This is a genomic window from Paenibacillus sp. WG02, assembly GCF_055396115.1.
Map to the genome: position 1 here is coordinate 7,718,725 of NZ_AP036016.1, position 22,874 is coordinate 7,741,598.

A 22,874-nucleotide genomic window follows, 5' to 3' on the forward strand; every position below is an offset into this window, starting at 1 on the left:
GCAAGACTGACTTCCATGTTGCTAGGGGTTCCGGGGTTCCAGTGCTCCCCATCCCCAACACCCTCACTACAAAGCATTCACAACCACCTTGTGCTTGCCGCTCACGATGATCCCATGCGGGAGCGCCGGAAGGCGGTTCACGTCGAGTTCCGTACGCTCGCCGTCCTCAATCTTGTATACGGTCATGTAAAGACTCTCTACATGACTGATCACTCGAATTGATTTCAACAACGCGTAGAAAACGGAGGGGTGAATTTGTTGACCAATTGCCCAGCCTTTGCCGTCGAAATTGCCGGTTAGCGGATCAAGGAAGCGGTTCAGCTTCTCCAAAGCCTGAATTTCGGTAGCTACAACAGCGTCCATTCCTTCCACAGCTACGATCGCCGAAACAGAAATTTCCATATAGACCGGCTCAATCACTTGAAGCCTTTCCGGGAAAGCAACAAGGCTGGAAGCCCGCTGTAGAATATACCTCTCTACCTGCTTTTTCAGTTCTGGAAACGCGGAGCTTCCCTTCTGCCCTTCTTTTGGTAGCACAACTAAAGTCATCGCCCCGATTTCTTTATGCATATAGGCGTTCCGATTAGGGATGCACGTGACTTTTGCAATGTTCGGATAAGCTTCACGTGCCAGCCACTCGTAATCTTTGGACGATACGGCTCGATCACGATGCTTTAACATTTCTGGACCGCGCTGCAAGGCCGACTCCAGCTTTTCGGCTTGGCACCCGCCTGACGCTGGTTCTGGGTTATAAACCTCACCGACAAACGCGATGGAGTCCTGCATCTGATTAATCTGGCGCGCCGCTACGTTTCCAATTTGCCCAGACGTAACTTGGTAGGTTACCTTCAGCTGCTCCAACCCACCCTTTGGCGGCCTCATGCCATGGATACCATCACCTACACGAATACGACCAAACGTACGATCAATCATATAGTGACGGTCCCGATTGCCGGAATCTGCCATCTGACGAACCGCTGTCCAACGAACCCAAAGTTGAAGTAAGTTTCCTTCGGAATCCCGAGTAACCTCCATAAGTGGAGCCCCGACGTGTTCGTATTCAGCGATTTCCTCTTCAGTCACAAACTCCGTCTCATCTACCCATACCTCTTCGGAGACAATCCCGCTTCTGCTGAGCTGGTATTCCGTTTCTTCCAAACCTTTGGAATCGGGAATTTCCCCGATAATCGTCTCCTGCTGAAGTACCTGAACCGTGTTCATATACAGGCCTTGAATGATAGGAATTTGTACCCGACCGGAACTATCATCATATTTATCATCACGATTAACGGCACGAATCCAATAACCATCTTTACCGAACAACGATGCTCCTGCAAAATCAGATGGACCGACGAATTGCACGGTACCGCTCTGGGTCAAACCGTTCGTATCATCGATAACCTTGAGTGCTGCCCATTCAGAATGACTTCCCGGCATCAAACCAGCTCGCAAATACTCCCATTCCAGTAACGGCATGTCCTGTTCCGAGAAACGCTGCTGTTTCACTGAAACGAACATCGATATCGGACCTTTTACTGGCGGTATGTCAAAAGAAAGATGCAAGGCCGGATGACGGCCCTCCAACGGTTGAAAGGGCTCAAACCCACCCTCCAACTGACGGCTATGCCGAGTCCGATCCTCAAACACCGTATTATTCAGCGCCAAACAACGTGCGGTCTGGGTAGAGACGATCATCATACTGATAGGTCAGGGACACATCATCCACCCAAGGTGAAAGATAGATCGCTTGCGCCACATACGCATTCTCAATGTGCAAAATTCGAGCCCTGATCCAGCAGTTCTCATTGCCGTTCACATAAGTCGCCTCTAAATCAGCCGGACAGCGGAAGTGAATTTCTTTGCGTACCTTCTGCTCCTGCGGATAATAAAACAACTTCTCTGCTTCCTTCCCCACATCCAGCCGCAACCAAGTTGCCCCATTCCAATACTCCCAAGCAACCTCCATAACGGTGACGTGCGTAACTGGCGGCTTATCGAACTTGGATTTTTTCATCACCATTTTCCAATCGACTTGTTCCGTCAGCTCTGGCTGAAACCGATTCTGAATGGCTTGAAGCCCAAAGCTCAGCTTAATATCGCCGTCTTTTTTCGTAAAAACTTCCTGGCTCCCAATGTAAAAAGAACCATAAAGCGCAAACTGATCACCAAACGGATAAAACCCCGACGGGTCCGCACCAATATCATTGTAAAACATCTGATCAGGCTGAATGCCACCAGTTTCCAGTGTATCAACATAATCCGTTTTAAATGAGATGTTATCCATGGACAACCTGCTGTCCGCCAGTGTTTTGCCACCGCTCACAAGAGGTTTAAGGCGACACTGAATCCAACGTCCCGATGCCCCGTTTACTTCTCGCAGAGCAATCTCACCCGCCACTGCTTTCAATAAAATAACCCGATTACCTCTAGCCTCCACGCGGTCAAAAGCCTTCCAGCCTTCCTCTGTGGCATACAACCACTCGGTTAACTCGGGATCTGCCAGTTGGCTGGACATCGAAAGTTCATCAAAACGCCGCTTCGAGTTACGGAATTCGATTTCAATACGCGCCGTATGATACACGGTGAAAAGAGAGCTGTGCTCCAAATAAATGGCATGCTCCTGCAAATTGTCGCCATCCTGCAAGCGGAAAAGCGCTGTCGGCGCTGCATGTCCTTGCCGGGATGCCGTGACGAACTCTTCGGAAATGCGAATGATCATATCCTGTTTGCGGCTCGTCATGTACACATCCGTAAGCAGTGCAGGAGTCAATAGCGCGCTGCGAGCGGTCTCATACAAGATGCTTCCTTCTTCAGCTGCAGCGGCAACTTGTGTGCCTGCCGAGATGAACACGGACTCCTTCGTACCCTCGTTCAGTGCAAACGTCAAGTAACTTCGGGCAGGACGTGCCGGAAGCAGCGTCACATCGAACATGTTGAGGAACGATATCAAATTTTTCGTAGGCACTCGATTTAACCGTTTGATATTGTCCTGAAACATATCAGCAAACATCAAGAACAGCGCGGAACCCGGGTCCGGATTTTCAGGCGTGAACCGCCACTCTGGTGTATAATACGGCGCCATTTCCTTCATTTGCGCGATCAGATCGGGTAAATCTCTGGAATCAATTTTGGGAGGTTGCACAGCTCCACCTCCTCTCTGTACGTATCGTCATCACTTCCGCAGCCAGCCTCTCTCTAATTGGATCCTTCAAATAAATAAAACGGATAGACTTGGTTAAACAGGTTATTCGTCGTACGTACCTGATAAGAAATATGAATCATCACTTTAGCAGGGTCATCTGCTTCCGGAATGGCTTGTACATCGACTTCGTGAACCCTAGGTTCCCAGTTCCGAATGGCTTCCTCAATATTACTTTGGAGCAAATGAAGCGTTGTATCGTCCGTTAATCCGAAAATAAATTCCTGAACACCACAGCCAAAACTCGGGCGCATAACCCGCTCCCCTTGTGTGGTTCCCAAAATAACGCGGATCGCTTCTTCGATGTCTTCCTCATACTCAGACATTCGGATTCGCCCTGTTGCAGGATCGACCTGAATGGGGAATTTCCAGCCTCGTCCCAAAAATGCTTCCGACACCTCGTCACGCTCCTCACGTTAATTGATTTTGACCATACTGCCTTTAATATTAATGATACCATCGGACTTCAGGTCCAGTGTTGCCCCAGCCTTCAGAGCCATCGTGGCAGAAGCTTCTATGCTAATTTGAGTGGATTTGATTTTGATTTCCTTCGTGCTCTCAATGCTGACCTCGCCTTTGGCGTTCAAGGTGATCTTTGAGGTTTGGCTCACCACCGAAATTTCATTCGCCGAGCCGCCCTTGATCATAATCTTGTTATTCCCGCTTGAATCCGCGATCGAAATACTCTCATCCTTATCCTTCAACTCAATAAATTGGCCTTTTTTCGTCTTAATCTTCATGCTCTCGTCACCACTCTTATCGTTGAAAGAAAGTTCATGGCCGGAGCGTGATTTAATCATGCGCAAATCATTTTTATCCGCGGGCGCAGGCGGCTTATTCTTCGGATTCCAGAGCGTGCCGATGACGAAAGGCATTCGCAGCTCTCCCAGATGGAAAGCGACTAAAACTTCATCCCCTACCTCCGGTATAAAAAGACTGCCCATTTCCTTACCGCCCATTAATGTCGCGATGCGGACCCAGTCTGTTTCGGTCTCTGTTTCCTGCATGGACAGCTTGAGCTTCACTCGTCCCATTTTATCGGGATCGGTGTTATTCGTTACAATGGCGACCATGACGCCGCCAAATTTCTGACTGGCAAAATCAGACACGCCACCTATCGTAATATCGGGAGTTTTGAACATTAGACTGCATTTCCCCCCAGCTGAAACCGAGTTGTATAGCCTTCATCGTCATAAATGTGTGTAGCTCCGGTAATATAGTAAGTCTGGTCAAACGTTTTCCCAACACCACTTAGCTTGATATATCGCCCTGCGCGAATTTCAGGAATTCCAATACATTCCCCGCTACCGCTAATCAGCTTCATCGCTCGGCGATTCAGAATCGCATTCGCATAGCTTTTCGCTTCTTCCACAGAGGTCACATTCGTATACATATGCTCGACGAAATCACCTTTAGATGCCAAGATATCCTTACCCGTCTTGCTATTAGAGCCCAGCTTCGTAATGCTAGCCGATTTACCTTCGATCACTTTCAGCTCTTTATTATCCCAGGCCCTGACGGTTACACCCGTGATTTGTTCCGCTAAATTCATATCAATCATTAAACTACGGAGGGTTTTCCCCATTTCTAGCGTCATCAAGGCCGTCATCGCCGTGAGCGGCTTACGGAAATATAAATTCTTCCCTACAACAAAGAAATCATAGTTAACCAAATTAGCTAAATTTTGAATAAAGTGATAGTCATTAATCTGACTCTGCGAAAGCGTAGGAAACTCCGTCGTCGTTGCATCAATATGCGTTTTGAAGCCATACGTTTTGGCAATTTCCTCGACAACATCACTATATTTCTTCTTATTCCACGAACGAGACTTGGTCCCTTTCATCATGAGATAAGAGATATCCATCCCCCGTACGACGAGGCCAGGAGCACCTTCTTCTGGGAAATCAACAACAACGGATGTAATCTGTCCCGAAAATACAGCGGTCATTTTGTCTACATAACCTAAGCTGATCTCAATGGCCTTGCCTAAAGAGAACGTAGACAGCCACTGGAACTCATTATTTGTAATATCGTACGCATTCGCAATACGAAACGAAAAGGAGTCAGCGGTTCCATCGATAGACGTTTCAACTCGGAGAATATCAATGGCTATCGTGTCCGATATTTTCGTTCCATCTACGCTAATTAGATAGGAAGGCGCATAAAAATCTTTGTACTTCTTGGCCAAGTCATCATAGGGAAAAGAGCTCGTTTCTAATTCTAACGCCATCGGCTTAATCCAGCCTCGGAACTGAAATGCGGCGTCCCGTTGCGACTTTCATAGGATTATCAATCTGATTAGCTTTGGCGATTTCCCGCCATAAGGTTGGATCCTCGTATTCAGTTGCAGCAATCATCCAAAGCTGTTCCCCTTGATTCAGCATTTTCAGCTTCGTCCGGTCGGACGAATGCCAGGGGGATCTGCTTAAGCTGGTCTTTCTTGCTCAGCGTGGATTTAAAGGTCACTTTCAGCTTGGCACGAACCGGAACTCCGGTTTCCAGAAACATCGTGAAATGCTGATTAACCGCCACAACTACCCCCTTGAAGTCCAGAGACCCCCAAACAAACCGGCAAAGCGGCGGTGCATGGATCTCCTTCTCAACATCTAGGAGACCTGAGATTTTCTTCGTAAGCAGACGGACGTCCGTCCCTTTTTCATAGGTGTCAAAGTAAAAATCCATGGACAGTGTCGTTGTCCCTCCGCTCACGAATTGAGCGATGGGCATGGACAGACCTGGCACTGTTTTCCAAGAATAGCTGTTATTCGTGTCTAGGGTATACTCACCCGGATTGAACATCACTTGTACATTTTCTGTTTTGCTTCCCTTATGAACGATAATCATTGCTTTCTTGAGCGCCATAGGTGTCTGTCCTTTCTGCTATTATCTATATATTTAACGTTATTAACGATTCACGACGAAAATAATTAGATGCCTCGGCGCTGCCGCTCGAACTTCATCTTTTTTTCAATTTCGCGGTACACTTTATCCGCGATTTTGGCTATGTCCAGCTGCGGGAGCTGTTTCATCAGCTCCTGCAGCTGCTCGGCACTTAGCTCCGGCGCCGCCTGATGAACCGGCGCTGCTGGGGTTGGTGCTTCGTCTGCGCTTGCTTTGGTGCGAAGCCAGTCCATCTCCAGCGGCGCTTCCGCAAGCGCGCTGCTGATCTCTGCGGCTGGAGTTTGTTTGTGCTCCAGCGTGGGTTGAGGTTGTTGCGAGGCTAGGAAATCTTGCCTCGCGGTTGGCGTGCTGCTGTGCAGCTGCACGCTTTGGTGGGGTTGGCCGGCGTTAAACACGCCGCCGGCTAGCGATTGCCGCTGCACTTGCGTGGGCAGAGGCTTGACTGCTGCAGCAGCCAAGCTTGCGCTGCTGCTGTGGGTCATGCTGGCGCTGCGCTGCGCGCCAGCTGTAGTTGTTGCGGCTGCGCTGCCGATGGCAGCCGCCTGGGTTAGACCCGCAGGAGCAGCGCGAAGCGCTCCTGCGCTGCTCGCCAGCAGCGGCATGACACGCGGTGTCATGCTCACGGGCTGGCGAGCTTTCGGCGCGCGCGCAGCATGCGCGCCTACACTTCCTGCTGCCCGCGAAGCGGCAGCAGATTCAACCCCCTGAGCGCGCTCCTCTTCCAGCGCGCTCACTCTAGCCCGGATGGTTCGTTCCGCTGAATCCGACTGGAAGCTGCCGGCTTCCAGTCGATTCTCCGAACCATCCCTTCCCTGCAGCTCGCGCTCGCTGTCATCGACAACGACTTGTCTCTGAACATGCTCGACTTGCGCCCTGCGCCAAACGGCTCGGCCGGTCTGACTTGTCGTCTGCCCAGCAACCTCTTCGCCTGCTGCTCGATAATCCATCGTTTGACTCATTTTTCTTGTATCTCTGCGAATATCCGCTGTTTGCCCGGCTTCTCCAGGGCTTGTCCGACTCTCCATTCGTCGGGCTATCGTTTCACCCGTCCCAATCTGAGTCATCGATTGTCTGGGCTCGCCTATCCCTGTTCGAATCGTCGTCATTACCTCGGTATCGATCTTTCTTTGTATCGCTGCTTGCTGTTCTCTTACTCGATCGATTCCCGTCGGCCCGCCAGTTCTTCTTACCATATCCACGGGGGACCGATTTATAGTTCCTCTAACAAGTTCCAGTGGGGCATGATTTGCTTGTTCATTACCTGCACTGTCATTACTTGCACTGTCATTACTCACTTTGTTGCTAACTTCTTTACTAAATCTGCCGCTAGCTTTGTTACCAACCTTTTCACTAGCTCTTTCTCGATTGGTTCCTCTTGCTGCCTCCATATTCGTTCCAGTCTCACCTATCGGCCTATTTTCAACTTGCCTCCAAATGGCACGAACGGAAGACGGCTCTGATAACTTAGTATCTCGTGAGATGCTGCGCTGTACGCCTATTTGACCTGAATTCACTGTAAGACTAGGGGCAATCTTCTTCAAGCTGTTTTCAACGACTTTTGTAGCTATCTCAGAAGCTAAACTTTGGGAAGGTAAGACCCCCTGCGAATTAGCCTCTACTCCTTCTTCATTCGCCCTTGCACGTTGTTGCCTGCCCTCTTCCCACTGTCTCGAGCCCGCTGACCCAACAGGAGTACGAAAAATCCGTCGAGCCTCCGGCTTAGCTCCCATTTTTTTGACGCTGGATTCAGCCACTTTTACAGATAGTTCAGAAGCTAAAGTTGGAGTTGAACGTTTGATTCGTACAGGAGTTGATGTTTCTTCCTCTTGTGTCGCAGATTGCTGCTTACTTAGCTCACTATTTACTTCGGTTCCTGCCACCTTGCGAAATACACGCCCAACCTCTTGCAGCAGAATTCGCGAGCTGGCTTGCAAGCTAGCTCGATATCCCTCAAGCGGCATCATAGCACCCAAGGCATCTGATGTTTGGTCCCTAAGTCTCGGTGACTTCGCAGCTATTGGGAAATTCGGACCTATTTTCATGCTTGTTTCATTTTGCTCTTCAGGTTTCGAAGCAGCTCGAAGAACACGCTGTGAATCTTGTAAAAAAGAACTGGCTTGCAGACTAGCCAAGTATCCCTCACGGGGACTTCCTGGTTGGTGTATCACTCTATTGGCACTAGGATTGGAAGATAGTTGTGCACTCCCCGCTTTCCCTTGTGCTTTGGCATAAATATCAGTGCCAAGATCAGCTTGTGCAGCTGCTCTTGTACTCCTATTTGGTTGAAGTAGCATTGCATCAGAGTGTGACCGCATCCTCGATTCCACATTCGGATTCGCAGCTGATCTCGCGATGGCCAGGGAATTATCAGCATTACTTTGCACGACATTCTCCCTGCGCATAATCCTTGGAATGTGAGTAGTCATGGTTAGATGATCGGAGATCACCTGTAATTTTTTTTGTGGAACTGTATGTGTACTCCTAACAAATGAATCATTAGAAGAGTTTTGTCTTTGTTTTTGTCGTTGGACCAGTTGCTTTAGCAATTTCTCGTTGCTTTGAATTTTCACAACAGATTCTAGTCCATTTTCCATTACACTTGCTTTTCTATGTATCTGGGAAGGATAAGCCCCCTCTACAAATGGAGCTGCTTCAATACCTTGCTCAGCCACTTGCTTAGTAACTAGCTTGATAAGGCGTTCCATCATGGAGGAGCCTCGATTTCTCTTGTTACCTTCACGCGTGCTCGAACGAGTTTCCCAATTTTCATAGGAGACCGCTTCCGAGATCGGCTGCTGCTCAGTTCCCAGCCCAAGCTTCTGACCCACTGAAGCGTTTGTCTCTAGCTGCACTAATTGGTGCGTATGTTCATCTTGCGACAGGAGAATCAATACTTGATCTTGGTTTCGATTTTGACTCGTTACCTGATCCTGTACCTGATCTAATTTATCTTGTTTTTGATCCGGTTGATCCTGCACATGATCCTGAGCTCGATTCCGAACCTGATTTTGAACTTGAATCTGCTCATTCTCTTGAACTCGATCCCAATCCTGCGTTTTTTCCTGTTCTTGCACTCGCAGTCGTTCTTGCAACTGTTCTTGTTCTCGCTTTTGTACAAGTTCTTCTACTTGTTCCTGTACTCTTACTTGCACTCGATCTTCTACTTTTTCTCGCATTTGACCTTGCACTTGATCTTTCACTTGATCTTGCATTTGATCTTGCATTTGATCTTGTACTTGATCTTGCCTTCTCACCGAAGTAGAGGCATCTTCTTGATGCACCACTTGAGCTGCTAATCTCTCTTGTCCAAAACCTTCTACCTGCTCATCCCGTTTACGCCAAACATGCGGCACACTCTGCCGGGCTCCCCTTGATGTGGAAGCATGCATAGCAAAAGGCAAAGTTGAAGTCAATCGGGCGGCATTAATAGCTAATGGTTGCTGACTTGCAGCTAGAAAACCTCTTGCAGTTGAAGCTTCTTTCTTACGAATTAGTTTCCCATCACTCTTTGACTCACCAATCGGCGACAATAGCGCAATTAGCAAAGCATCCTCTTGCTCACTAGAACTAGCCATATTTCTGACAAGTAAGCTTCTAATAAAATGCACAGAAGCAGGCGCTTCTGCATTCGAAAAAGGCCCCTCACCAAGCTTAGGCAAGGTGTAGGTGTGATTAGACTGCGGAAGCCTTCGTACTCCCTTTTGCAGCGTTGGTGTTTGGTACACACCATTTAAATAGAGCTTGGCAGCATGCTGATAAGAAGGCTGCATCCCATTTGTAGATACCACAGAAGACGCAATTGCAGAATGACCTACATTGGCATCAGGCAAACCAGCGCTTGGTTTCCCTTCTTGGAACTGCTCTATCCATTGCGATGATTGCCGAAGAGCATCCACATGTTTGACTACTTGCACATGATTATCCATAGGTGCAGCTCTATGCACGATTGAGCGCTGCGTATGTAATTTTGTATGTTGAGGTCCATTCACCGATTGCGATTGTTGATTCGGGTTGCTGCTTTGGGCATGTGAAAGCATCCCGATGGAAGCGGCAATCTGCCGAATAGATCGCTGAATTAACGGTGAATTGCCTTTGTTAACGTAGTTAATTGAAACTGATTTCTTTGACGGCACCGCCTGATTGTTACCCAAAACCTCTTCAAAAGTTGATTGTGAAGGAAGCCTGTGACCACTATTCGCAATCAGCTGCTGTAACTGACGAATCGTTTGCTTTTTCGTAATAAGCGGTGCTGATTCGGGATGCAGCAAGCTTTGCAGCTGAAGTTTCAGCTGGATAACCCACGACTGATCGTTCGAATCCGCTAAGGCCGATAAATTCTTATCCGTGAGAATTCCTTTTTGTTTAAAAATAAGAGCTAACATACCTAAATAGTTGTTGCGCCAAAACCCATATTTGCCCATAATACCGGAAGCAAACTGTTTGGACTCCCTGGCTGCACGTCCTGCAGAATTACTGCTAGCAGCAGAAATCTGCAAAATGCCCTTAGTTCTCTTCACTCGGGGTTTATGCGATTGTCGAGATTTCATAAACAATCCCCCTAAGTTTTTGAACTCACACTTATTTTTTGAAAATAGTTTTCAAACCGGCATGCACCAGTCTCGATCGACTCGATAGCTATGTTACCGCTGCTGGCATTCAAATCAGGTCCGTTCCATTTCACGGAAAAGCACTGAAAAAATTCCATCGGCACATCTCCGTGCCTGCTTGGTTGTGTAAAATAATGGAGCCATTTTTACGCTTTATTTTGCCTTGGGCGACACCATTGTACCATTCCCAGAGCTCGCTGGAAGTGGTAATGCCTCTTTTTAGCACAATATTAGGATACTTCGTATGTTCGATCATATAGTGGGGGTGCGTGTTCACGCCGCCTTCCCATAAGGGCTTAACTTCCGTTTCAGACTTCATGCCTGTTACCTCAGAAAAACCGCCGACAATCAGTCCGTCAAGCTCTACCTCGAACCGGAATGCGCCGCCTACGTTATGCACTTTGGACTCTTTTTTGGACTGTTTCACTTGCTACTCACCTCTTACCGAACACATCAAACGGATTGTCAGGCTGCTTTTTACCATCGTCATTCAGATTGCGGTTGATGCGGGATATTTCCTCACACCACGTTCGGCGCTCCCGGTGCTCCATTGACATGATTTCATCATGCGTCCAATGAAAGTAGTAAGCAATAAAGCCCGCTTCCTCATAGATCTTGTCAATGGGATAACCCGTTATGCCCCCGCCATCTCGTCCAAAAAAGACACGTCCACATCAAACTCATGCTCACATTTCGGACAGCTCGTGTGTACTCTTGGCACTTCCATTTCATTAATTTGACGATAAAAATTTTGCAAGAAAGCTAGATCTGCTGTGAAGAACTTCTCTACCACACGTGTATCAATCGCACGCAAATCACCTAGATTGGTAATCACACGAGTAAGTAAGATAATCGTTAAATAACCGGGATTCTGCTGGACACGTTGGTCACGCATGGGTAGGATTTCATCCGCAGCTGTTGCTAACCGCATAACGCCTCTTTTGTGCAGCGTACCGTTGTCATCCACATATCCTCTAGGCAGCTCGAATTCATATTCTGTTTTGAAAGCCATGATGTTACCTCCTTAGCATTATGAAAAAAAGAAGAGTTAGGAACCGGAGACTTCGCGCTCCGGCGCCTACTCTAGTGCTCGTTGATGACAAAGTATAAGTTTTATACTTTAGCTTCGCATCAACCTTGACAAACGCGTTCGTCCCTTCAGGACGACGGAGTCGTTTATCCTTGATTACTTCGTGCGTGTCATGCCTTCGTGGGCAAGCTCTAGGCTCTCAATGGCAATTTCATTGCCTGTACCTTTGAAGCTTGGAGCCGAGTACTTGGACGGCCATGCTTCAATAACCAGCCAAGTTGCTACGTCTGCGCCTTCTTCATTGATTGCGATGATCGTGACCGTTTTGCGGGAAACTTTCCCCTGAATCGACTCCGACATCCAGTTATACATGTCCATGGAGTCAGTAACACCCCACTTCAGTGAGATGTTGCCGTATTTAGCAAGTCCCGGAAGCTTCCGAGGCGTAATGGTTTCATTTCCTTCACGGTACTCAATTACCGACAAGGATGCGTCAAATCCAGAGATTTCGCTGAAACCAGCTTGCTGAATACCTTCTACTTCAATTCTAAATCTAAAATTGCGGTATGGATCCCTACGTTCGCCAGCCATATAATACCCCTTTCCTAATATGAAAAATATCTAACGTTTCAACTATTCTTCTCTTGTTTTCTGAGTAATGCGGAAGATAACGAACTCGGCAGGTTTGACCGGAGCTACCCCGATCACACAGATCAATCGACCGTTGTCGATATCATCCTGCGTCATTGTGCTGCGTCCGATGTTAATATAGAACGCCTCGGAAGGACTTCCGCCCATTAAGGCACCGTCTCTCCAGACACGAGTTAAGAACGCATCAATGGTTCGTTGTACACGAGCCCACAGCTGTTCATCATTCGGTTCGAATACGACCCAGTTCGTGCCGTTCTTGATGGACTCTTCAATGAAGATGAACAAACGTCTTACGTTCACATATTTCCACAAGCCGTTCGACGACGTTGTACGAGCACCCCATACACGAATACCTTGTCCGGCAAAAGCACGAATCAAGTTTACGCCTTGTGGGTTCAGGATATCTTGCTCGCCTTTGTTATATTGGCAATCAAGGCCAACTGCACCGCGAACGACTTCATTGGCAGGCGCTTTTTGAACGCCACGCGTTTGGTCGGAACGGGAGTAGATACCGATAACAGAGCCAGATGGCGGTATGTAAATATTTCTTTTGTCTAATGGATCGAACACTTGAAGCCACGGATTGTACATCGCTGCGTAACTGCTGTCAAAAATGTTACGGTGCGTCATAACATCGGCAACTTTTGTTTTCTCACGCGGAATATCAAGAACGGCAAAACGGCTGCCCAGATTTTCGCAATGCGCTACGAGAGATAATTGAACCGTAGGTTCAGTTACACCTGGAATCGCGATGATACTAACAACATCGTTGTCGATGAAAGACTGAATCCCTGTACGTTTACCAGGTCCACGGTCTACACCCATGAAGATATCAGGCGTTACTTGCGCGATTGAACCGTTGCTTCCGCCAGACAAAGCGATTTGGAATTTGCCAACCGTTTCTTCCTCACCGGAAAGCACTTCAAACGGAGCAACAGCACCCAGATCCTTACCATCTGTCAGATCTTTCACCGTAATGATGTTCGAACGGGAAACGATTTTCTCAATATGGTTCGCTGCAGAGATATTCAGGGACACTTTCTCATAAGTCTCTGCTTCATCGCCGTAAAATACATGCAACGTGAATTCACTTGTTGTTAACACTTTGGATGGAAGCAGACCGCTATCCACAACATCTCCATCAAGCGCTTCAGCAAGCTCAATAATGTTGTCTTGAGAAGAAACAACTTTGTTGTATTGCTTCTGGCCAGCGGCTTCGAAGGCAACAACATCGCCGACATTGAAGCCAGCGTTATTTTTCACGCGATATTGGGTCTCACTCAGCACTTCATAGATTTGCGTCTTAGCTTTACTTGACGGAACAACCACGATACGAACTTGGTTACCCCATGTTCCCGGGTTCTTGGAAGTAATCTCAAGAATCGCGGATTCTTTGTTCGTTGCCGCTTTGTTCGTTGCTACCTTAGCGTCAGTTGGCGCTACGCGCATGACATAACAGCGAGAACCTCCGTTTAAATAGAAATGCTCAACCGCATAAGAAAGGAAACGATACTCACCGAATTCATTCTCGGACAAGTAGCTGCCGAATAAACGATGGAAATCAGCTACGCTCGTAACCAGTTGAGGGACACCTTCAATTTCCCCTCTTTGCGCAAGCCCTATAAACCCGGCCGTACTTGTGCTTGCACCTTCAAGCGGTTGCGCCCCGCTGTCAAACTCTTCCACATAGACTCCAGGTGATAAATAGTCAGCCATTGTTCCCCAGTTCAGTCAGATGGCACTTCTTGCAAATCAATACGGCCACAGACATGAAACCAGTTCTCTCCTTTCTGCTTGTCATTTTTGTATAGAAGATGGACGTGTCCATTCTACTAATTAGGGTTAAGCGAGTTGAATGATGCCAAGGTTCGTCGTTGTTCCTTCTGCTACAAATACTTCCTTCAAAATATGCCGCCGATCTTTGCCGTATGTAATAGCCAACTCTGTCTGAAAGGACGGAATCCGATTGCCGCGAAAAGCAATAACGGCCTCTCCTTTATCTGTAGCACGGCTTTCTTGGATGGGCAGCAGCAGAGCACCTCTAGTAAATCCTTTAGTCAGCTTTTTCTCTAGACGAAAACGCTTTTGATGCTCCAATACCTCGATAATTCGAATTTGCTCTTCGGCAGCTTTAGAGCCTCGTCCTCGAAGCAAATAAGAATCTCCAACTGCGATAACACCTGTAAACGAACCCAGTGTTACTTCAAGTGCTCCCTTGTCGGCTTGATCTGCCATAATTCGAGCACGGGCACACTCTTCCGAGAGAATCAGCGCCTGCAAATGGGCATCCCTCAAAGGAGCTCCGGCAGCATCCTGCAGCATGACTCGGATCAGTCCTGTTCCTTGCGAAAAAGGATAAGAAGGCAGTGGCTTTAACTGAACAACCTCTATAAAATTGTCGGTTCCTACTGTGATGAGAGTTTGTTCTTGAAAATAGTGCTCGTTGCTTACCATAAGACGGTAATCACCGGGCGGTAAATCGTTGAATATATAGGAACCATTCGATTTACGAATTGCTTTCGAACGGGTGCCTTCCAGATAAACGGTGGTCGTGTTGCCAAGAGGAGTTTGTGAGGTAATTGCATCGATGACGCATACAACCAAAGATACGCGGGTTTTCAATTGCGAAACGCGAATGTGATCCACAACCTAATCCCCCTAACCCTGTATACGAAAATCGGTTTCCGAAACTCTTTTGGTTGTCTTGATGCGGGTTGAATCGATATTTACAGGCCCAACTGAATAGCTGACAGAGAGTCTGTACGGGGTATCAGCGAAGTTCCACATATTCAGGATGCTTTCTCCTTTAAGAGGCTCCATGACAATGCGAACTTCTTCATCTTGCTCAGCTAGCGTTCCGAGGGTCATAGAACCTCGAAGTATAGAATGATCGTAGAGCACTTGCATCGCTCTTCCTAGTATCCGATGCTCATCCAGCGCTCTGGATTGCAGTTCTGCTGGTGATTGTACCGTCAGTAAGTAGCTAAGATCTACAACCATAGGCGGATACTGAATTTCATTCGTCCCTCTAGCAATCATGTGGGTACGACGATTATCACCGCTTTCGCGGATGTTGTACAAATAGAGAGATAAGTAGAAATCCCCTTTATCGACAGGCGAAGCAAGCCCAATCATCTCAGGTTGAGGAATGGGATCAGGGGTCATATTTTCTCTGAGAAGCTTGATTAAAGATGCGCTTACATCTGCAATTACAGAATAATCGCCAATAAGACTCACTTCCTGCCTCAAAATACCTATGTAATGTAATGAAGATGGTAAGGATTATGTCATAATGTGTACCTTTTTATATTATAATTGCAAATTACTAGGATGACTATAGGGATTAAATTATTTATTTGTAATTACCCACCTTCTATGATTAGTACTCTTCCCACTCCTGGCGGGCAAGGATTTTGCCTGATTTCTGAAGCTCGTGTCGAATCGATTTGATAATATGCAGCATCCGGATGGGTTCGCCAGCCTCTGCTGCTAGGAAAGCTGAAGAAAGGACGACGTTCTTGATATTCCCACCGGCGATCTCGTAGCGCTGCGCTAAATATTTGAAATCGACATCATCGCTAAGCGGGGCGGCAGGCGGAAACATGGAATACCAAATCTTTTCACGATATTCGCTATCTGGAAAAGGAAATTTAATGACGTAATTGATTCGCCTCAAGAAGGCTTCATCAATATTATTTAATAGATTCGTTGCCAGCACTGTGATACCCTGATACTCCTCCATTTTCTGGAGCAGGTAGGCAGTTTCGATGTTCGCATATTTATCATGCGAATCTTTGACTTCCGAACGCTTTCCGAATAGCGCATCGGTTTCGTCGAAGAACAAAACCGCATTGCTAAGCTGCGCTTCCTCGAAGATCTCATGCAAATTCTTCTCGGTCTCACCAATATATTTGCTGATTACCTGCGAGAGGTCGACCTTGTAGAGCTCCAGCTGAAGCTCACCGGCGACAACCTGTGCAGACATCGTCTTCCCTGTGCCCGGCGGGCCGGCGAACAGCATGCTTAGCCCCTTGCCGTAGGCCAGCTTCTTCTCGAAACCCCAGTCGCTGTAGACAACGCCACGGTATTTCACTTGATTGCACGCATTGCGGAGCTGATCCTTCTGCTCAGGCGGGAGGATGACATCTCCCCACCCATAGCGAGGCTCAATGCGCGTCGCCTTGCGCTCGAGCTTGTGCTGCACCTGCTGGTAGCACGCCTTGTAGAGCGCATCTGCCCTCAGCACGTCCAGCGCTGCCGCATCGCTGGAGCCCTCTCTCGCAGCCTCGCGCTGCCAGGCGGAGTACCCGCGCGCCAGCGTCAGCGCGCGGCGAATTTGCCCAGGGGTGAAGCGGAATTTCCCGCTCATCACCCGCCAGTCCACGTCCGCGCTCACGCCGAGCTCGCGCGCGAATGCCGTCCAAAGGCGCTCACGCCCGCCTTCGTCCGGCACTTGCAGTTCGTGCTCAAGGAGCAGCCGCTCCTTGGGCTTCCACGTTAGCCGGTTGAACCGCCCGGCCAGCAGAAAGACCATGCCGCCGTAGCCGTCCAGCAGCTCGTGAAACCAGCCGAGTCGCCGCTGCGCCGCAAGATCCGGCTCCTCCGGATAGAGCGCTTCCAGCCGTGTGAAGCACAGCACGGCTTGGTGCAGGATCGCTTCGCGAACAATCGCGTTCAGCTGATCTTCAAAACTCGCTGCATGCAAAAGCACATCAGCGAGATCAACAAGCAGCAGCGGCTTATTGAAGAAGCCGCTGAGATGCGCCACCTGCAGCTTCTTGCCTGCGCCCGCATTCCCCCACAGGTGGAATGCGAGCCGTTTGCGCTCAGCCGCCGGAGCCTGGAGCGCAGCTAGGATGAAGCCTCGCAGCCGCTGCTGAAAATCCTCATGGACGAGCAGAGGAGCCAGCTCGTCATCGGGATAAACCATCCGGACAGCGGGCTTCAGCTTCGGGTCCATTTCACCCGAATCCAGCATGAATGAGATGATTCGCTTATCCAGAAGCAACGGCCTCGACAATAACGTCTGGCCGCTAATTTCCTGCGCTTCGCGGTGAAGCACATAGCGCGCCAGTCTACCCTCCGGCGCCATGAATGTCGTTCGCGCTGCCCGCATATCATCAGGACTGCTGCAAGCAATTTGCAGCGCTAGACTAATATTAGGCGTTTTGCTGGTCAGATCATCTTGCAGAAAGCCGAAGATGCGTTCATATTTGCGATCTAGCTCTACCGCGAGCCCCAGCATAACGAACCGCTCTTCCACGAGCGAAAGCCCAAATACAGAAGATACATACGACAGTGGCAAGAACACGCCTGCCTTGCGGCTTTCTTCACGTCGCAGGGCAATGAACGCTTCCGAATTCTGAATACCAGCCAAGAGCTCGAGTTCTTCCCCATCCAGCTCCTCATCCCCACTTTGCCCGTCTATAAGGCGGATGAACTCATCTTCGGACACGAACATCCCGCGAAACGAATCCGTTTGCGGGTCTGGCGTCAGCTTTTGACGACGCTTATATAAAAGCTCAAGCTTTTTATCCAACAAGGTAAGCTCATCTTTATAATGTTCCCATGCATGTACATAACCTTGAGCTGCCATAGCCCCTCCTGATAACCCTAATCGATATTTACAAAAAAATACAAAGACTCCCCTTTGTAAACAGCTTGCCTAAACGGGGTATTATTCTTTACAATGATTGATAAGGCACAAAACGTTTTTCCAATAATTGCTAAACCGAAAGGAAAGTGGCCTCCACTACATGGAACAGCTTCCCGCTAATGATCATATATGGAATCGAAAACTTATACATATTTTATGGTGGATCCTATTACTCTACGAAGTGGTTGCTCTACTTGGATTCTTTTTTAATAGGTATGATCAGCCTTCGCAATGGTTTAACAAGTTCATGCATGTTCAAATCATTACGGCCTGCCTGCAGTCTCCCTAATGGGAGCCGGTTATTTGGCTATTCACTTTCTGAAACGATACAGCGATTTTATCATGATTATATGGACCATGACCATGGTTTGTATCTTTATTCTCTGTATTCCCGAGCTGATGAACAGCTACGAATTAATTAGTATCCCTATTATTTTAGCCTCAATCTATTTCCAAAAGAAATATATTATTTTCGCTTATAGTTTAGGCCTTATATATTTCATTTCATTACTAGTTTGCCAGGTATATCAAGGGTATGCATTAATGACTTCTGATGTGATCGTGTCCTTTACAGTTCTCACCTCAACCGCACTTGTGTGCTTTGTCATTATGAATAAAGGGCTAGTTCTCATTACCGAGTTAAAAGATTCCGTCGTTCGCGAACAGGATCTCCTTATTCGAAATGTGATGATTGACCGCCTTTCCAAAGTGGATGCGCTCACCGAGCTCTTTAATCATCGTTCTTTTCAAGAACATACCGATCATCTGATTTCGCATATGCCCCATGATACGCCGCTTGAGCTAGCTCTTATCGATATTGATAATTTCAAAAAGATTAATGATACCTACGGGCATTGGGTCGGTGACATGGTTCTCAAAACGATCGGCTCCATTCTAAAAGACGCGCTCGGCCCTGACGATATGTCTTTTCGCTATGGCGGTGAGGAATTCGCCGTTCTGTTTGTAGGCAAATCACACGCGGAAGTTTTACATATTTGCGAAAAATTAATGGAAATCATCCGAAATACCGAGATTCCTGAGATGCCGGATCAACCGTTAACGATGAGTATCGGACTCGCTAGCTATAATCGCAACACGATGAAAAAAGCTTGGTTCCAGCTTGTTGATGAATGCTTGTATACCGCCAAAAGAAATGGGAAAAATCGCATTCATTCGCATATTTCCGAATAGTTTATTCATTGCTAGGAGCTCTAAAGCTTCTAGCTTTTTTTTCTAAGCCTCATACATGAATTTGGTTGAATAGGCAAATAATAGCCAAAACCAAATGAGGTGGTAAAACAATGTGTCATTCCATATCTATTCTTGCTGATGTCAACGAGCTTGTTAAACAATTCCGCATTGATCGGCTGCTATCGTACAGCTCCAATCGTTATGAGGTGCGGCCGACAGAATCTGTTTCCGCTGTGATGATCAATAAAAAGGGAGAACGCATCCTGGATGAATTCCGTTGGGGTCTAATGCCGTTCTGGGCAAAAGATGCCGTATGCGGGGACCGCGATTCGATCTTCACCAATGTCGTCTTCGAGCGTATCGTCAGAAAGCAGCGCTGTATCATTCCTTGCAGTGGATTTTATATTAGCGTGACGGAGGGAAAAGAGACAGAGTGGATTAAGTTCAAAATGCGCAGCGGCACCTTCGGCATCGCGGGACTGTATGATGTCTGGCGGGCTCCATCTGGTGAAGAGGAGCTTCGTACGTGTATGATGCTGATGACAGAAGCGAACTCACTCGTCTCTCCTTATCAACGCAGAATGCCGGCGATACTCGACCAAGATCAGGCCGAAATGTGGCTGCAGCCGGAGATGAAAGACAGCAGACTCCTCAGATCCATCCTTCGACCTGTAGATGATCTGCTTATGGTTGCAAATGTTTTGTCTTCTCCTGCGGAGAAGCTGGAGAACGCTTCGGATGTAAGTGTTTTTGTATGAAAAAAAAGAGGGCTGCGTCTACACGCTAGCCCTCTTTTTTGGTAGTGACGGGCGGCAAATCGCCCCCCTCACCGATCAATCGTACACCTTCCGCACAAACACCGTAAGGCTCCCAGCGGCATGTGGCACATAGGTGACCAATGTCGCCCGGTTTCACACGGTCGGCCACTTGCCCACAAATCTCCGACCAGCTCAGCTCCATTTCCACTTGCAAGCCAAGCTTGGTGACGATTTCTGCATCGTGCTGATAGACGGTCCTATTTTCACAATGCGCTTCTTGATCCTTCGGGAAAGCTGCGCAAAGATCGTCAGGTCCTAGTACAATGCGGATCATCGTTTCGGGTTCTTTCCGAAGCTTTTCGTAGACTGCGGTCATATTCTCACAAAACTCTGTGGAGTATCCCATACCTCTGTAGCCTAGCAGACAAAGTAAGTGATGTCCCCGAAGCTTGATCGCCTGGGTCATATTTTAGGGACACGGTACAATCCGTACCCTTCCATTTTAATGATTGGATCTTTATCCTCGACTAGACCCGTCGATTTGGAATGTAGAGCCACATCAATGAGCCAGCGTGTAAAATCCGCCACATTCATCGATTCCATCTCGGCCAAGCTGTAAAATCCCGCTGCGTCGACCTCTACGCCGTCTGGCTGAGGCTCACCGCTGATGTAATCCATTTCAAAAGCAATGTATACATTGTGTATGCTTCTAGGCAAATCACGCACGGCTACTAATCGATTTACAACCGCTTTGACTCCGCTCTCCTCCAGCACTTCGCGCTCAATCGTATCTTGAATCAGCTCATGCTGCTCAATATAGCCGCCCGGGTTGGTCCATCGGCCTTTCCCTGGCTCCTGAGCCCTGCGTACAAGCAGCATCTTCTCATCCTTCATCACGAGTGCGCCTACACCGATGCTATAATTACCCCAATGAACAAAGCTGCACGCGGTACAAGCTCTTCTTATCGTGCCATCCACATCGCGCGACTCCATAGTAGCACCGCAGGTCATACAAAACTTGGCTTCCATCTATCTCATCTCCAACTTCTTATAGTCTTGAGTTCCAACTTCCATTCGAGTTCACTGTATGTAAGCTTACTGCTTGAAGTGGAAAATAGGCAACTCCGATCCCGTACGTTTTCCGCTCATTGCATGGGAAATTGGAGATACTTCCTGCACTTGTCTTGCGATATCGCTGAATTTAGAAACGAGGTGGTTCTGAGTAAATAAGAGGCCTTAGGGGCTGCTATTTGGGCATTTTGAGGACTTCAAGTGAAAATAAGAGGTTCTAGGGACTCTTATTAGGTAGAATTTGTTGGGATTCGAGAGAATCTGAGCAAATAAGAGGTCCTAGGGACTGCTATTTTTACTTTTTGGTAAGTTTATACGGAAATAAGAGTCTTTGGAGACTCTTATTTCGCGGATTCGGCTGGCGAAAGAAAAACCCGCCACCCTATGGAGGAACCCAGAGGGTGGCGAGGTGCGGTTGACGGAACGGGGTCTTACTACACCAAAAACATCGTCACGATCCTACATCACGCATCCTCTCTGCCCAATTTGGTGCTACATTGTATGCTAGGCTGGGCGGAGGATCATGTGAATTCGGGTTGATCGATACCTTGTGGTACAATAGAAGAACTATTTTAAACAAGTTAGGGGAATGCCGAGGATGGCTAGAAATCAACGCTTAGTAACGGATACAGATTTTCAAGATGCAGTTGAAAGACAGGCTGTCGTCCGTGTTTTCAAAGATGATCACATTGTGGATTCGAATGCGGTTGTCTTACGTTTCAGTGAAACGACAGTTGTCGTACAAACTCGTGTTAGTGATTTGACGTACTATGATCGAGAGGCTTGTGAATTTTTTGAAATGAAAAAACGATAGCTGCTGCAGCTATCGCTTAGTTTAAGGTATAGGAAGCTAGAAGAACGAAGCGGTAGCCTTCTTTTTTAAGCTCAGGAATAGCTTTCATAATGCCTTCTGCCGTATCTTTCTCCGGGTGGTTCATATGAGCTAATACAATAGAACCGCTTCGGGCTTTTAGCAGCGCATTGTATACCTGTTCCGTGTTATAAGTCGCTCCAGCGTCTCCGAGTACGTTGTAACCTGCCAACTGAAACCCTAAATCATGAACAACTCCTGCTGCAACATCATCATAATAGGCTGTGCCCGAGCGAAAAAATACAGGACGCCGTCCAGTCAGCTTCTCGATCTGGTCAGCATTGTCTTTCACTTCATGAATAACTTCGTTCACATTCTTGGTTCCCGCGATGCCATACGCCAACTTGCCATTTACAGACAAGGGCCGATGCTCGGTCCCATGATTTTCAATCTCGAACAGTGGGTTTGCGGCTAATTTGGCAAATATGTCTTTATTGGCCGTTATCCATCTCGCATTCATAAATAAAGTAGCCGGGATGTTCTCCTTGATCAAATAGTCGATCAGCTTCTCATCGTACCCACTGCCCTCTTTCCCCCCACATGCGTCAAAAGTCAGCGCAATCACTTGTTCCTTTGTAGTAAGATGTGTCCGAACGCCTGGGACATTTTCGCCCCATTTCTTTGGTTTAGCGTTTCCGTAACGCTCGATTAGGGTCTTTTCCAAAGACGAAAAAGCCGGACTAGGCGATGAACTGGGTTCGCTTGGAGGCGAAGATGGAATCAGCGGTGTATCCATGGCTGTTGGAGCTGATGCCGATGCCACCGATGGCGTCGGAGTCTCTTTTGACACCATTGTCGTCGATGTTGGTATAGATGCTGGTGTCATTGTCACTGTCGGTGCACCACTTACCTCAGCAGTCCCTTGAGCTGACTTTCTATTACCCATCTCACAGGATGACAACGCTATCATTACGAGAAGAAGGAAGAGAAGGCACATCG

At 47.8% G+C, this 22,874-nt stretch carries 22 protein-coding genes; 3 read left to right on the forward strand and 19 right to left on the reverse strand.

Going from position 1 to position 22,874, the window contains the following annotated elements; translation table 11 throughout:
• Positions 1-66 precede the first annotated feature (66 nt).
• The 16 genes from ACBP55_RS34810 to ACBP55_RS34885 all read right to left on the reverse strand — a co-directional run bounded on the left by ACBP55_RS34810 (position 67) and on the right by ACBP55_RS34885 (position 17,984).
• Positions 67-1,698 (reverse strand): putative baseplate assembly protein, encoded by a 1,632-nt coding sequence (locus ACBP55_RS34810; RefSeq protein ID WP_464648226.1) that lies wholly within the window; start codon positions 1,696-1,698, stop codon positions 67-69.
• Positions 1,652-3,142, reverse strand: coding sequence for a hypothetical protein (locus tag ACBP55_RS34815; RefSeq protein WP_464648227.1), 1,491 nt, complete (start codon positions 3,140-3,142; stop codon positions 1,652-1,654). Before ACBP55_RS34815 ends, ACBP55_RS34810 begins: the two co-directional genes overlap by 47 nt.
• 53 nt (positions 3,143-3,195) lie before the next feature.
• Positions 3,196-3,597, reverse strand: a complete 402-nt coding sequence (locus ACBP55_RS34820; protein WP_464648228.1) for a GPW/gp25 family protein — start codon at positions 3,595-3,597, stop codon at positions 3,196-3,198.
• An 18-nt stretch (positions 3,598-3,615) separates the two neighbouring features.
• Positions 3,616-4,341, reverse strand: coding sequence for a phage baseplate assembly protein V (locus ACBP55_RS34825; protein WP_464648229.1), 726 nt, complete (start codon positions 4,339-4,341; stop codon positions 3,616-3,618).
• Positions 4,341-5,429, reverse strand: a complete 1,089-nt coding sequence (locus tag ACBP55_RS34830; RefSeq protein ID WP_464648230.1) for a phage late control D family protein — start codon at positions 5,427-5,429, stop codon at positions 4,341-4,343. Before ACBP55_RS34830 ends, ACBP55_RS34825 begins: the two co-directional genes overlap by 1 nt.
• Before the next feature lie 4 nt (positions 5,430-5,433).
• Positions 5,434-5,556, reverse strand: a complete 123-nt coding sequence (locus ACBP55_RS34835; protein ID WP_464648231.1) for a hypothetical protein — start codon at positions 5,554-5,556, stop codon at positions 5,434-5,436.
• Complete coding sequence (locus ACBP55_RS34840; protein ID WP_464648232.1) at positions 5,540-6,061, reverse strand: CIS tube protein; 522 nt, start codon at positions 6,059-6,061, stop codon at positions 5,540-5,542. The genes ACBP55_RS34835 and ACBP55_RS34840 overlap by 17 nt, the downstream gene beginning before the upstream one ends.
• Positions 6,062-6,126: 65 nt before the next feature.
• The gene (locus ACBP55_RS34845; RefSeq protein WP_464648233.1) at positions 6,127-10,647 is read right to left on the reverse strand and encodes a hypothetical protein; all 4,521 of its coding nucleotides are present in this window, start codon (positions 10,645-10,647) and stop codon (positions 6,127-6,129) included.
• A gap of 130 nt (positions 10,648-10,777) precedes the next feature.
• The gene (locus tag ACBP55_RS34850) at positions 10,778-11,134 is read right to left on the reverse strand and encodes a phage tail protein (RefSeq protein WP_464648234.1); all 357 of its coding nucleotides are present in this window, start codon (positions 11,132-11,134) and stop codon (positions 10,778-10,780) included.
• Positions 11,135-11,141: 7 nt separating this feature from the next.
• Positions 11,142-11,345 (reverse strand): DUF6760 family protein, encoded by a 204-nt coding sequence (locus tag ACBP55_RS34855; RefSeq protein ID WP_079410461.1) that lies wholly within the window; start codon positions 11,343-11,345, stop codon positions 11,142-11,144.
• On the reverse strand, positions 11,342-11,719 hold the full coding sequence (locus tag ACBP55_RS34860; protein WP_057304095.1) for a hypothetical protein: 378 nt from the start codon (positions 11,717-11,719) through the stop codon (positions 11,342-11,344). The genes ACBP55_RS34855 and ACBP55_RS34860 overlap by 4 nt, the downstream gene beginning before the upstream one ends.
• A gap of 174 nt (positions 11,720-11,893) precedes the next feature.
• Complete coding sequence (locus ACBP55_RS34865) at positions 11,894-12,328, reverse strand: phage tail protein (protein ID WP_173189480.1); 435 nt, start codon at positions 12,326-12,328, stop codon at positions 11,894-11,896.
• Between the two features lie 42 nt (positions 12,329-12,370).
• Positions 12,371-14,104 carry a phage tail sheath family protein gene (locus tag ACBP55_RS34870; protein ID WP_464648235.1) on the reverse strand — a complete coding sequence of 578 codons (1,734 nt, stop codon included), beginning with the start codon at positions 14,102-14,104 and terminating at the stop codon, positions 12,371-12,373.
• A gap of 126 nt (positions 14,105-14,230) precedes the next feature.
• Complete coding sequence (locus tag ACBP55_RS34875) at positions 14,231-15,034, reverse strand: peptidase associated/transthyretin-like domain-containing protein (protein WP_464648236.1); 804 nt, start codon at positions 15,032-15,034, stop codon at positions 14,231-14,233.
• Between the two features lie 12 nt (positions 15,035-15,046).
• The gene (locus ACBP55_RS34880) at positions 15,047-15,625 is read right to left on the reverse strand and encodes a Pvc16 family protein (protein WP_312876181.1); all 579 of its coding nucleotides are present in this window, start codon (positions 15,623-15,625) and stop codon (positions 15,047-15,049) included.
• A 142-nt stretch (positions 15,626-15,767) separates the two neighbouring features.
• On the reverse strand, positions 15,768-17,984 hold the full coding sequence (locus tag ACBP55_RS34885) for an ATP-binding protein (protein WP_464648237.1): 2,217 nt from the start codon (positions 17,982-17,984) through the stop codon (positions 15,768-15,770).
• A 363-nt stretch (positions 17,985-18,347) separates the two neighbouring features.
• Here ACBP55_RS34885 and ACBP55_RS34890 point away from each other — a divergent pair, with 363 nt between their 5' ends.
• Together ACBP55_RS34890 and ACBP55_RS34895 are read left to right on the forward strand one after the other, a co-directional pair.
• Positions 18,348-19,235: a GGDEF domain-containing protein gene (locus ACBP55_RS34890; RefSeq protein WP_464648238.1), complete on the forward strand. Its 888-nt coding sequence runs from the start codon at positions 18,348-18,350 to the stop codon at positions 19,233-19,235.
• 110 nt (positions 19,236-19,345) lie between these two features.
• Positions 19,346-19,993, forward strand: coding sequence for an SOS response-associated peptidase (locus ACBP55_RS34895; RefSeq protein WP_173189469.1), 648 nt, complete (start codon positions 19,346-19,348; stop codon positions 19,991-19,993).
• 25 nt (positions 19,994-20,018) lie between these two features.
• Here ACBP55_RS34895 and ACBP55_RS34900 read toward each other — a convergent pair whose 3' ends face one another.
• Positions 20,019-20,399 (reverse strand): DUF1284 domain-containing protein, encoded by a 381-nt coding sequence (locus ACBP55_RS34900; RefSeq protein WP_464648239.1) that lies wholly within the window; start codon positions 20,397-20,399, stop codon positions 20,019-20,021.
• A 56-nt stretch (positions 20,400-20,455) separates the two neighbouring features.
• Positions 20,456-21,022 (reverse strand): NUDIX domain-containing protein, encoded by a 567-nt coding sequence (locus ACBP55_RS34905; RefSeq protein ID WP_464648240.1) that lies wholly within the window; start codon positions 21,020-21,022, stop codon positions 20,456-20,458.
• 640 nt (positions 21,023-21,662) lie between these two features.
• Here ACBP55_RS34905 and ACBP55_RS34910 point away from each other — a divergent pair.
• Positions 21,663-21,878, forward strand: a complete 216-nt coding sequence (locus tag ACBP55_RS34910) for a hypothetical protein (RefSeq protein ID WP_029198156.1) — start codon at positions 21,663-21,665, stop codon at positions 21,876-21,878.
• A 16-nt stretch (positions 21,879-21,894) separates the two neighbouring features.
• Here ACBP55_RS34910 and ACBP55_RS34915 read toward each other — a convergent pair whose 3' ends face one another.
• The gene (locus ACBP55_RS34915) at positions 21,895-22,872 is read right to left on the reverse strand and encodes a polysaccharide deacetylase family protein (protein WP_464648241.1); all 978 of its coding nucleotides are present in this window, start codon (positions 22,870-22,872) and stop codon (positions 21,895-21,897) included.
• Positions 22,873-22,874 lie beyond the last annotated feature (2 nt).